The organism is Vibrio sp. 1F253, from assembly GCF_041439295.1.
Taxonomy (GTDB): domain Bacteria; phylum Pseudomonadota; class Gammaproteobacteria; order Enterobacterales; family Vibrionaceae; genus Vibrio; species Vibrio tasmaniensis_A.
In genome coordinates, this window is record NZ_JBGONU010000028.1 from 14,481 (window position 1) to 27,207 (window position 12,727).

Annotated in this window: 9 protein-coding genes and 1 tRNA gene; 4 read left to right on the top strand and 6 right to left on the bottom strand. The window is 44.1% G+C overall.

Annotated features, from left to right (window positions below; translation table 11 throughout):
- Nucleotides 1-158: 158 nt before the first annotated feature.
- The gene (gene smrA, locus ACED28_RS14380; protein WP_009848720.1) at nt 159-740 is read right to left on the bottom strand and encodes a DNA endonuclease SmrA; all 582 of its coding nucleotides are present in this window, start codon (nt 738-740) and stop codon (nt 159-161) included.
- Nucleotides 741-907: 167 nt separating this feature from the next.
- Nucleotides 908-1,048, bottom strand: coding sequence for a DUF3149 domain-containing protein (locus tag ACED28_RS14385; RefSeq protein WP_004736246.1), 141 nt, complete (start codon nt 1,046-1,048; stop codon nt 908-910).
- 255 nt (nt 1,049-1,303) lie between these two features.
- On the opposite strand from ACED28_RS14385, the gene ACED28_RS14390 reads away from it, so the two are divergent.
- A tRNA-Pro gene (locus ACED28_RS14390) sits at nt 1,304-1,380 on the top strand.
- A gap of 402 nt (nt 1,381-1,782) precedes the next feature.
- On the opposite strand, the gene ACED28_RS14395 is transcribed toward ACED28_RS14390, so the two are convergent.
- Together ACED28_RS14395 and ACED28_RS14400 are read right to left on the bottom strand one after the other, a co-directional pair.
- On the bottom strand, nt 1,783-2,205 hold the full coding sequence (locus ACED28_RS14395; RefSeq protein ID WP_371702713.1) for a hypothetical protein: 423 nt from the start codon (nt 2,203-2,205) through the stop codon (nt 1,783-1,785).
- Between the two features lie 121 nt (nt 2,206-2,326).
- Entirely contained in the window at nt 2,327-3,214 is an 888-nt protein-coding gene (locus ACED28_RS14400; RefSeq protein ID WP_371702711.1) for a TraB/GumN family protein, read from the bottom strand.
- 404 nt (nt 3,215-3,618) lie between these two features.
- Here ACED28_RS14400 and ACED28_RS14405 point away from each other — a divergent pair, with 404 nt between their 5' ends.
- Both ACED28_RS14405 and ACED28_RS14410 read left to right on the top strand, forming a co-directional pair.
- Nucleotides 3,619-6,273, top strand: coding sequence for a beta-N-acetylhexosaminidase (locus ACED28_RS14405; protein WP_371710129.1), 2,655 nt, complete (start codon nt 3,619-3,621; stop codon nt 6,271-6,273).
- A 536-nt stretch (nt 6,274-6,809) separates the two neighbouring features.
- Entirely contained in the window at nt 6,810-7,523 is a 714-nt protein-coding gene (locus tag ACED28_RS14410; RefSeq protein ID WP_009848608.1) for an oligogalacturonate-specific porin KdgM family protein, read from the top strand.
- A gap of 249 nt (nt 7,524-7,772) precedes the next feature.
- Here the strand turns inward: ACED28_RS14410 and ACED28_RS14415 are convergent, their stop codons facing one another.
- Nucleotides 7,773-8,213: a DUF411 domain-containing protein gene (locus tag ACED28_RS14415; protein ID WP_029223113.1), complete on the bottom strand. Its 441-nt coding sequence runs from the start codon at nt 8,211-8,213 to the stop codon at nt 7,773-7,775.
- Nucleotides 8,203-10,977 (bottom strand): copper-translocating P-type ATPase, encoded by a 2,775-nt coding sequence (locus tag ACED28_RS14420; RefSeq protein WP_371710130.1) that lies wholly within the window; start codon nt 10,975-10,977, stop codon nt 8,203-8,205. The genes ACED28_RS14415 and ACED28_RS14420 overlap by 11 nt, the downstream gene beginning before the upstream one ends.
- A 318-nt stretch (nt 10,978-11,295) precedes the next feature.
- Here ACED28_RS14420 and gltX point away from each other — a divergent pair, with 318 nt between their 5' ends.
- On the top strand, nt 11,296-12,723 hold the full coding sequence (gltX, locus tag ACED28_RS14425) for a glutamate--tRNA ligase (protein ID WP_009848605.1): 1,428 nt from the start codon (nt 11,296-11,298) through the stop codon (nt 12,721-12,723).
- Nucleotides 12,724-12,727: the final 4 nt, after the last annotated feature.

Here is a 12,727-nt window from a genome sequence, read left to right on the forward strand (position 1 = left end):
ACAACGGAAATATAGATAAACAAAAAGCAACCTCTGAATAGTTGCTTTGAGTTGGGATTCGTTAACTGAGGACAATTTTAGCACTTGGTGTGAGTCTAGGCACGAAATATCGCTCTTGATGCAAGACCGCTATTAGCTTACTTATCTATCTCAACTTATCAACTGCTGCGCTTTTGATGGCGCTCTCTGTTCTCTAGCTTTTTGTCATTACTCTTTCTGAGCATGACATAGACCGCACCTGTACCACCGTGAAATTGCTGAGCTGAATGAACACATTGAACATCGTTAATTTGTGTTAGCCAATTTGCCACGTAGCTTTTCATCATTGCTGGTGGATTCGAACGCTCACCTTTACCGTGGACAATGATAACGGTGCGAACATCCATTCTTAAACACTGGCGTAAAAATGAGAGTACTTCGTTACGAGCGTCTTTCAGTGTTTTCCTGTGAAGGTCGAGTTTGGCTTGAATTGGATACTTGCCCAAGCGCAGCTTTTTGTATACGCCTTCTTGTACGCCATCTTTTTTATAAGCAATGACATCGTCAGGTTTGATCATTGGAGAGTAGTCTAATGATAAGTAGTCTTTCTCGTCGTCAGACAGCCACATAGCGGCTTCACGCTTAGCAAGGTGAGATTCTGTGACTCGGTGTACTTTCTGGTGTTCGGCGGTGTCATGGTCGATACGTTTAACATCGCCCATCATTTCTTGGAATAGATCTAAGTCGTCATCATGAGACATAGTGTGTATCTCAAGTTGGATAAGGATAGGGTAAGTATACCTAAGTTGAGGCCGGGTTTAAAAATGAAAAAACCGGAGAAGACAATAAGTCTGCTCCGGTGCAAAGCGTTTTTACATCCACCCAAAGAAAATGATACTTAAAAGTAGATGACTTAGGCTGAGCGATTCTAGTGAGGAGATTTTTCAGTCATAACTTTGTAGATGAAGAAGCCTCCATAGAACATCATGAGACCCAGAGCCCCGAATATTACTATCATTGAAGATAGCCCCACCGCATTACCAAATAGGAGTTCTAGCCAAAAGTCCATGTGTATACCTCAAAGTTATATGACACGAGTTAGTGTATTAACTGGTGTTATCAATTCACTGATCTGGATCAATCCTGTTTCATAAGTTAAATACTTGTTGGTAACTGTGTGTTTTTCGTCACATTGGCATTTCACTTGTACGTCTTTTGTTCGAACGATTCGATATTGTAAAAAAGAGTGAAAAAAGCCCTTGCGGATAAACTCAGAATCCGTATTATACGCTTCATCGACAGGCAATCAGCCAGTTAGATATCTCGGTGAATAGCGCAGCTTGGTAGCGCATCTGGTTTGGGACCAGAGGGTCGGGGGTTCGAATCCCTCTTCACCGACCACATTAAAGAAAGCCGTAGCAGAAATGCTACGGCTTTTTTGCATTTTAACCCTTTGGTTTCTATTTGGTTTGAAAACCAAGCGGGGGTTCGCCCGATGTTCAAAATAAGCTCTTCACTGGCCACATTAAGAAAGCCTGCTCAATGAGCAGGCTTTCGTCGTTTTAGATCATAGGAAATAGGATCAGAACCAAGGTGGGGTTCGCCTGATATTCAAAATAAGCTCTTCACCGATCACATTAAGAAAGCCGTAGCACTCTCGTAATAGAGGGGGCTACGGCTTTTTTGCATTTTGGTATATGTGTCATTCCCTAGAGCGACGAAGGAGTGAGTCGGAAATCTCTTGTTGTTCTAAACATCCCGCATAGAGAAAGGATTGACTCAATAAGCCAGCCGAAAATCTGTTTACTTCACATCACACGTGATGTTCTTGATTGGCGTCTCTGAAGTAGCAAAGCAAACATACGCTTCAACAGGGTTATTTCGACCAATTCGAATGTAACCCGCCTGTATTTCATCTTCGTTAAACGTCACCGAGTGAGAGTTACTCGTTTGGCCATCGTAAAAGCTCGCTTCAAATTTTCTATTCATTTGGCTCGCGATACGGTTGCGTGTCGTCGATGTAATGAACGTAATATTGGCACAGCGCATCGGTGGCTTCTCAGTGATCAGAAACTGGCCGCTTTCTTTATCTAACACACCGCCTTTTGTATCCGGTTGAATGTCTATCGCCTGAAACTGTTCGATGGTACAAGTTTCTTTAGCCGTCACTACCGTAGGCGTGAGGATCGCTAGGGCTAAAGGTAAAGCAAAGAGTACTAGTTTCATGAGAACAACACCGTATATAAAAAGAGCGAAAGATAATAACACCGTTATGGTGCGATTAAGTGTAATGATTCAGTTATTAAGTAATGGTTATATTATGAGAAGGTCATGGTATCGAATTTAGTTAGTTGTCGTCACTAGTCTCAAATTGACACCGGGCCTGTTGGCTTTGTGATTGTTGAGTGACATTGAAACCTTTCTCTTCTAACAACTGCAATAAGTTACCTTCTCCTATTAGGTGCAAGGCGCCAACCACAATTAAGTAGCTCTCTTTCGAGTCAAGTTTCCAATCATTGGCGGATAGTTTGTTTGCCCAGTCTATATTGCGATCGGTTAAAAATGCTTTCTCTAGTTCAGGTGACATCTCAGACAGCTCTGCGAAAGCTTCTAGCTTCGCTAAATCACCCGCTTTCCAGCTTTCGATTAAGCAATGAACCACACGATCAGTTTGGTCAAACTCTTCAAGGCTACTGACTAACCACTCCTTACCGTCGTCCTTTTGTTTTGTCATCAGGTCTATTTGGAATTGAAGCGGCTCTAAGCTGATAACGGGAACATCTTGGATAGTCGCTTTGTAAGCTAGCGTCGCATCAACGCCGCCGGCGGAGCCATAACCGAGTTTTTTTAACTGCTGCATCTGTATAGAAAGAGATGTCGCCCAAGGCGGTGAGCTAAGCAGTTGTTGCGTCGGCATGTCCAATGATTTTGAGATGTCGGTTAATAATCGCAGCTGTTCTTCATTGAGTACATCGGCTGTAGTGAGTTTGTTTCGGGGATATACAACGTCATCAGACTTTCTGATATCCGTTTCGATAACTAAGCCATCACTGTTTTTTAGCGCGTCGGTGATGGCCGAAGGAAGTGGGTACATACTCTCGTCTCCCACGTGCACAGAACCTAAGATAGTAAGCGTCAGATCATCCGTTTTGGCTTGCCAATAAAGAGGTTCGGCCACAGCTTGTCTGGCTGAAAATGCGAGAACGAATAAAGTTACGTACCAAAATGTGCGCAAGGAAAGCTCCTATTAAAAGATATGAACTCGTTAAAATTGATTTTGACGGCGTTTTTTAACGGTTTTTTTTGAGAACGATGTCACGTTGTTTGTACGAAAAGTATAACAACACGAACAAACTCTTAAACCTTTCTCTCTATCAACAACACGATTTTATGAAATCCGTTAAAAAGATTGTGATTCATTTCTCAATTTTTACGTCAAAATAAAAATGACGGAAGTGCCGTGGATTGTAACTTTATGATTTTAATATAATTAATTTTATCAGTGTTTTTTAGATTTGAAGCTGATCACTTTATTAACCTGATTTAATTCACGGCAAAAAATAAGCCCATATAGTTTATCTAACTTTCGAAGCGCTCCACTTTGCTTCTGACTCAATTTTAAATTTATGGGTGAATACGATGTTGAAGAGAAACTTACTATCTGTAGCGGTACTGGCTGGTTTGACGGGTTGTGCTGTAACGCAAGCACCTGAGCAACAGGTGGTTAATGCACTGGCTGATAACCTTGATGTGCAATATGAAATTCTAACCAATCACGGTGCGAATGAAGGCATGGCTTGTCAGGACCTAGGTGCTGAGTGGGCGTCATGTAATAAAGTGAACATGACTCTGACCAATGACGGTGAAGCGATTGATTCGAAAGATTGGACTATCTACTTCCATAGTATTCGCCTTATTTTAGATGTTGATAACGAACAATTTAAAATCACTCGTGTAACGGGTGACCTACACAAACTAGAACCTACAGATAAGTTCGATGGTTTTGCCGCTGGTGAAGAAGTGATTCTTCCGTTAACGAGTGAGTACTGGCAACTGTTTGAAACTGACTTTATGCCGGGTGCATTCGTAACTGCGCCAAACGCAGAACCTAAGATGATTGCTTCATTGAATACTGAAGATGTCGCGTCGTTCGTAACCGGTTTGGAAGGAAACCACCTTAAGCGTACACCTGATGATAACAATGTCATGGCGACTGCGGTTACGCGTTTCGAAAAGAATGCGGATCTAGCAACGCAAGACGTTTCAACAACGCTTTTACCAACCCCAATGTCGGTAGAAGCGGGGGAAGGTTCAGTGAGTATTGCTGGTGGTATCGCCCTACCTAAAGAGGCATTCGATGCTGAGCAGTTCGCTGCAATTGAAGAACGTGCAGATGTGGTAAACGTAGATGTGAGTGGCGACCTACCTGTTAGTGTTGCCGTTGTTCCTACTCAGTTTACGGGTGATTTAGCAAAATCTGGCGCTTATGAACTAAGCATCTCGGAAGAGGGGATTGCGATTAAAGCGTTTGATAAAACAGGTGCTTTCTACGCAGTTCAGTCTATTTTTGGCCTAATAGACAGTCAGAACGCTGAATCACTACCACAACTGTCGATCAAAGATGCACCACGCTTTGATTACCGTGGTGTGATGGTGGATGTTGCTCGAAACTTTCACTCAAAAGATGCCATCCTAGCGACGCTAGATCAAATGGCTGCATACAAGATGAATAAACTTCACCTTCACTTAACTGATGATGAAGGTTGGCGTTTAGAAATCCCAGGTTTACCAGAGCTAACGGATGTAGGGTCTAATCGTTGTTTTGATTTGGAAGAGCAAAGCTGTTTACTGCCTCAGCTAGGTTCAGGTCCAACAACAGACAACTTTGGCTCTGGTTTCTTTAGTAAAGCGGATTACGTCGAGATCTTAAGCTACGCAAAAGCGCGCAGCATCGAAGTAATTCCAGAAATTGATATGCCAGCACACGCTCGTTCTGCTGTGGTATCAATGGAAGCGCGTTACACTCGCCTAATGGCGGAAGGCAAAGAAGCTGAAGCAAGTGAATATCGCTTGATGGATCCACAAGATACTTCAAACGTGACGACTATTCAGTTCTACGATAAGCACAGCTTCATCAACCCATGTATGGAATCATCGACTCGCTTTGTTGATAAAGTGATTACTGAAATTGCAGCAATGCACAATGAAGCGGGTATGCCGCTAACGACTTGGCACTTTGGTGGTGATGAAGCGAAAAACATCAAGCTAGGCGCAGGCTTTCAAGATGTTGATGCTCAAGACAAAGTGGCATGGAAAGGTAACATTGAGCTAGACAAGCAAGACAAGCCATTCCAACAGTCTCCACAATGTCAGTCTTTGATTGCTGATGGTTCAGTGAGTGATTTTGGTCACCTGCCTGGCTACTTTGCAAAAGAAGTATCAAAAATTGTTGCAGACAAAGGCATTCCTCACTTCCAAGCTTGGCAAGATGGCTTGAAGTATGTGGAAGAGGGTGAATCTGGCTTCGCTACTGAAACTACTCGCGTTAACTTCTGGGACGTTCTTTACTGGGGCGGCACTTCATCAGTGTACGACTGGTCAGCGAAAGGTTATGACGTGATTGTCTCTAACCCAGATTACGTATACATGGATATGCCATACGAAGTTGACGCAGCAGAGCGCGGTTACTACTGGGCAACGCGTGCAACGGATACTCGTAAGATGTTTGGCTTCGCACCAGAAAACATGCCACAAAACGCGGAAACCTCATTAGACCGTGACGGCAATGGCTTCACTGGTAAAGGCGAGATTGAAGCAAAACCTTTCTACGGCTTGTCTGCACAGCTTTGGTCTGAAACAGTACGTACCGACGAGCAGTATGAATACATGGTGTTCCCTCGCGTACTTGCAGCAGCAGAGCGCGCATGGCACAGAGCTGATTGGGAAAACGACTACAAAGTGGGCGTTGAATACTCTCAAGATACCGACCTAGTAAATAAGCAGTCTTTAAACAACGACTTTAATCGCTTCGCGAATATTGTTGGTCAACGTGAACTGGCTAAGCTTGAGAAAGCGGGTATTGATTACCGACTACCAGTTCCGGGGGCAAAAGTTATTGATGGCAAGCTAGCGATGAACGTTCAATTCCCTGGCGTAGAGCTTCAATACTCAGCGGATGGTGAAAACTGGTTAACGTACGATGAGCAACAACGTCCTTCGGTTTCAGGCGAAACTTACATCCGCTCTATCTCTGAAAGTGGCGAGAAAGTAAGTCGAGTGACTTCGGTGAAATAATCGATAAGCAACATTAATAGATGAGCTCCCTAACTATTATCTTACTCAGATAAAAGTGGGAGCTTTTTTTTCGTCCAAACTAAGTTCGGTACATTCGTTAAACTGAAACATATAGAAATAACCTTTGTTTATAACGTCAACAATGCACATAAGGTGAGCTTCATCGCAAAAGTGACGCACTTCTCATTCTTCTCTTCAAAAAATAAGTCCGCCATAAAAAACTATAAATCAGGTGTGATTGAAACAACTGAATCTAATTTTATGCCGTGAAATAACGTGATCTTGATCCGTTTTGATTATTGGGTTTCTTTTTTTATCTATTTTTATGTTTTTAAGTTGTTGATTTATTTAGGTTAAATAACTTTCCTTTTTTTGATGGTGAGAGAGATCACTCTGCTTGCCTTTTTATTTTGAAACGTAAATTAAATCGAGCAAGATAGATTTCATGCCAGGGAGGCTACCAATTACTCAAGCGGCGAAGGTGAATGATATACCGAAGATATGTCGCTGAAAAATTTAAACTAAGGCAGTTTACTATGAAAAAAATTATCGCTCTAAGTGCACTTTCTCTTGCTTTCGCTTCTAGTGCTTTCGCTGGTTCTTCTTACGTTACAGGTAATATCCAATTTCACGACGATGGCCGTATCCACGGTTCTGATATGACTTCGACTCTAGAAGCTGGCCACACGTTTGACAACTCTCTAGGCGGTTTAACTGTTTACACTGAGTTTGATGGCATCCAACTTGGCGACCTTGAAGGTCTAACTGCTGCTGAAACTGGTGGCGACGCAACAACTGGTCAAGCAAATGCATTCATCACTGTTGGTGGTGAGCAAGCTTTCAATATCACTGACAACCTATGGGTTGCAGCGGGTTACCAACATGTCTTCTCTGCTGGCGAGAGCATTCAGTTCCGTCCACTGGTTAAAATTGGTTACAACTTCGACAACGGTATCTCTATTAGTAACCGTACTCGTGCACACATCGATGACACTTCTGCAGATGCTGACACTGATTACCGCATGGATAACCGCATTGCTTACTCTGTAAACGAAGACCTAGCGCTTAGCTACAACAACGTATACATGATTGATGCTGAAGCTATGGATCACGAGCTTCGTGCAACATGGACTCGTCAAGGTGTTCAACCTTACTTCGAATTCCGTAGCCAAGCTAACGGAGTTGATTTCGCGAACGGCGCGTCTAAAACAAACAACGCATTCGTATTCGGTGCATCTTACGGCTTCTAAGCTGACTCACTTGGCTGCTTAATCGATTAGATTATTAGCCAAGTGAGTTTCTTCGCTAATTAGCTTTTTTGTTAAATAGAGTTTTTGCTAACTAGCGACGAAAACATAGTGGTACTAACAGCCCGGTTGGTGCCGCGACAAGATTTGCTTTACTGTCCAAAAGCAAAGAGCCTAGTAAGTAAACCAGAGTCTTGGGTTTACTTAATGCTAGGCTCTATTTTTATTGCTGTTCGTAGGTCTAATTACGCTCTATTTTCCGTTGTAATGACGGTATTCAAACACCTGACCTTTCTCGTTAAACGCATACACAGAATACTCGTCTTTCTTATCGCCATACTCCATGCCCGGAGAGCCCATTGGCATGCCTGGAACCGCCAAGCCAATCGCATTGCGTGGTGGGTTCTCTAAAAAGGCTTTCACGTCCTCTGCAGGAATGTGCCCCTCAAATACGTAACCGTCGATCTCTGCCGTATGGCAAGAAGCCAGTTCTGGCGTTACTCCTAACTTCTGCTTGATTGGGTTCATGTCATCATGGAGTTTCTCTGTGACATCGAAACCTGCGTCTTGCATGTGTTCTGTCCATTCTGTGCAGCAGCCACAATATGGAGACTTATGGTTTAGTACATTAGTAGCGAGAGCTTGTCCTGAAATTGCAGCGAGTGCAGTAAGAGTCATAACTTTACGAATCATGGTGAACCTCATGAATATGGTTTTTGTTGATATTATAATGAGTGGGTTTGAACAATCTTAATCTGTTGGCATTGCTGACTACGGTGATTGATGACATCGCCATCGCAGCGCCTGCAACGACAGGGCTAAGTAAAAACCCGAAGAATGGGTAGAGCACACCAGCCGCAATTGGAATACCTAACGAGTTATAGATGAAGGCACCAAACAGGTTTTGCTTCATATTTCTCACGGTCGCCTGGGAGAGCTCGATCGCATTACTCACAGACAGTGGCGACGAGTTCAGCAGCGTCATTTGCGCACTTTCAATCGCCACATCACTACCACTGCCCATTGCGATTCCTATATCCGCTTGAGCAAGAGCTGGTGCATCGTTAATACCGTCTCCTACCATGGCAACGCTCTTATATTGTTGAAGCTGAACAATATGCTGAGCTTTCTGCTCTGGTAGTACTTCCGAGATAACCTCGTCGATACCGACGTTTTTACCTATTGCTTGAGCCACAGAGTCGTTGTCGCCCGTTAATAGTACGGTGTGAATTCCGGCGGATTTTAGTTGAGCAATGGCTTGTTTGCTATCTATTTTTAACGAGTCTGAAATGCCCAATATGCCTTCCAGCTTTTGATCGATTACAACGAAGATGGGTGTCCATGCTTGTGTACGACAAAGCTCGATGAAATCCGCGCCAATGTCTGTATTGACACCGAGTTGGGTGAGGAACTTAAGCGAGCCAACTTGCACGTTCTTGCCGTTAATTATTGCCTGTACCCCAAGCCCTCGTTGGTTTTCAAATTCGCTGTGGGGTAGTGCTGAAACTTGTAAGCTCTCAGCATATTGGCAAACGGCTTTCGCTAATGGGTGTTCTGACCCTACCTCTACCGAATAGGCGTAAGCCAGCAGTTCTTGTTCTGTTAAGTCGCCATAAAAGGCCTGCTGAACGGTTGGTTTACCTTGGGTTAGGGTGCCTGTTTTATCAAATACGACAGCATCAATTTTGCTTGCAGATTGCAACACATCTGCATCCTTGATCAGAACACCAAACTCAGCGGCTTTGCCAACGCCAACAGTAATAGAGAGCGGTGTCGCTAAGCCCAATGCGCATGGGCAGGCGATGATTAGCACTGTTGTTGATACCACTAGCATGTAACTTGCACTCGGTTGTGGTCCAACAAAAAACCAAACTAGGGCGGCAATGGCTGCGATCGCGACCACAACTGGTACGAAAACGGCAGAGATAGAGTCGGCAAGCTTCGCAATCTCAGGCTTGCTGCTTTGTGCTTGGCGAACCATCTGAATGATTCGAGCCAACATGGTACTTGAGCCAATCCCCGTAGCTTCAATGATTAAGCTGCCATCACCATTAATGGTACCTGCTGAAACGCCATCATTAATTGATTTAACGTTGGGAAGCGGTTCGCCAGTCAGCATCGATTCATCGATATAAGATTCGCCAGATACCACGACACCATCGACAGGGACTTTTTCTCCCGGTTTCACTCGTACGTGCATACCGACTTGAATAGCCTCGACGGCGATGGTTTGCTCTTTACCATCGACGATAACCACAGCCTTTTGTGGTTGTAAATTAATCAGTGCCTGCAAAGATTTGGTGGTGCGTGCCTTGGCTTTGGCTTCAATGTAGTGACCCAAAGAAATAAGGCCAACAATCATTGCGCTCGCTTCAAAATAGACATGGCGTGATGGTTCTGGGAACCATGATGGAATCAGCACAACCAACATTGAATAGAACCACGCAGCGCCTGTACCCAAAGCAACTAACGTGTCCATAGTAGCGCGCTTGTGCATCAGTGATTGCCAAGCGTTCGTGAAGAAGCTGCGTCCTGAAGTGGCTAGCAGTACCAAACAGACGACACCGACCAATCCCCAAGCCAATTGGTCGTTAAATGTAGCAATGGTCATGCTGCCACCGAACAGACCCCACGCCATCAGTGGAGCACCGATCAGCAGCGCGCTTACTGAGTTCTTTAGGAAAGCTTTTTGGGTACGAAGTTGTTGTTCTTGCTGTTTTTGTTGTTGAGTTGCCGCGTCATCAACGAACTCGGCACCGTAACCTGCGTTTTTCACCGATTCTATTAGCGCGCTCTCGATGACGTCACGTGTTTCAGATGTGAAGACCAAGGCTGTCTGTTCAGCGAGGTTGATCTGAGCTTGGTCGACGAACTCATTCTTTTTCAGCGCTTTCTCTACCGAAGAAACACAACTCGCACACGTCATTCCCTCAAGAACAAGGTGATAGGTATATTGGCTAGCAGCAGGTTTATCTTGTGTCTGCTCCACTGGCGCTGTTTTTTTATCGTCTTCTGAATTAGATAAAGGCTCATTAACCTCAGAGTAGGGAGCCGCGTGATAACCCACACTTTCGATTAGCTCAATAAGCTCGGATTCTGAAAGCAGAGTAACCAAGGACAATTCATGTTTGCTGACTTCTAGGTCTGAGATTTGCTCGGTCTGCTCAAGCGCTTGTGTCATCTTGTTCACGCACTTACCGCAGCTAAGACCGGATAACGAAAGGTGCAGTTTATTGCCCATGCTATAACCAAGCGTCGCTAACTGTTGGTTGAGTTGAACGTAATTAAAAGGAGTAGAAATATCGATGTGGGTCGGCGATATATCATTGATCGTCGTGTTGTCGAATTCGCCAAACAGTGTGCGAACTTTCTTCGCACAACCCATGCAATTTAGGCCGTTGAGCATAGCTGTGTAATGGTTCATATCGATACTCCAATTCTCATCTACGCCTAACATAAACCTTCCCGTAAGGGTAAGGTCAAACATAAATTCAAGAATTTGATATTTGCTGGAATATTGAGTGATGGAATAGATGAGGTTTATCGCGAGCGTGGCGAGAATTTGCCGTTTTAGAGCATTTGACATGTGCTTGAGCTATTGGTTTGCTCCTTCTACGATAGCTTTCGTACAAGATCAGCGCATTAATCATTCACTACTGATTGTAGATTTAAGCGGTGGTGATAAAATAGCGCCCAAAATTTAGTGATATTTTTCTGTTGCAGGCTTTGTAATGGCAATCACTAAAAGAATCACCTACATAATCAAGGTATTTAAATGACGGTTAAAACTCGTTTTGCTCCTAGCCCAACTGGCTATCTTCACGTTGGTGGTGCACGTACTGCACTTTACTCTTGGCTATTCGCTAAGAATCAAGGTGGTGAATTCGTTCTGCGTATCGAAGACACGGACCTTGAGCGTAACTCTCAAGAAGCGGTTGATGCAATTCTAGAAGGCATGCAATGGATGGGTATGGAATGGGATGAAGGTCCTTACTACCAATCTAAGCGTTTTGACCGTTACAACGAAATGGTTGATAAGCTACTTGCTGAAGACAAAGCTTTCAAATGCTATGCGTCTAAAGAGCTGCTTGACGAAATTCGTGCAGAGCAAGAAGAAAACAAAGAGATGGCTCGTTACGATGCGAACCACCCTAAAATTGTTGCAGCAAACGAAGCAGCAAAAGAAGGTGATGCATGCGTTATCCGTTTCCGTAACCCTAAAGAAGGCAGCGTAGTATTTGATGACCAAATTCGTGGTCGCATTGAAATTTCTAACAGCCAACTTGATGACCTAATCATTCGTCGTACAGACGGTGCACCAACATACAACTTCGTTGTTGTAGTGGATGACTGGGACATGGGTATTACACACGTTGTACGTGGTGAAGACCACATCAACAACACACCTCGTCAAATCAACATCTATGAAGCACTAGGCGCGCCAGTTCCAACTTTCGCTCACTGTGCAATGATTCTTGGTGATGACGGTGCGAAACTTTCTAAGCGTCACGGTGCTGTTTCTGTAATGCAATACCGCGACGAAGGTTACCTACCAAATGCACTAAACAACTACCTAGTTCGTTTAGGTTGGTCTCACGGTGACCAAGAGATCTTCTCTCAAGAAGAGATGATTGAATTCTTCAGCCTGAACGCTATCAGCAAGTCTGCTTCTGCATTCAACACTGATAAGCTACTTTGGTTGAACAACCACTACATCAAGACTTCTGAGCCTGAGTACGTTGCTAAATACCTGCAATGGCACCTAGATGCACAAAAGATCGATACAACAAATGGCCCGGCTATCACTGAAGTGATCACGCTAGTTGGCGAGCGTTGTAATACGCTTATCGAACTTGCTGAACAGTCTCGTTACTTCTACGAAGATTTCTCTGAGTTTGAAGCTGGCGCAGCGAAGAAGCACCTACGTGGTGTTGCTAAAGGACCACTAGAGCTTGCTCTTGCTAAGGTTGAAGCGCTTGAGGATTTCACTACTGCAAACATCAAAGATGGTGTGATTGCAGCAGTATGTGAAGAGCTAGAGGTAGGCATGGGTAAAATCGGTATGCCACTTCGCGTAGCAGTAACAGGTGGCGGCCAGTCTCCTTCTGTTGATGCAGTGATGGAGCTTGTTGGTAAAGAGCGCGTAATCGCTCGCATTAAGATGGCTCTTGAGTTCATCGCTGAGCGTGAAGCTAACGCTTAATTGA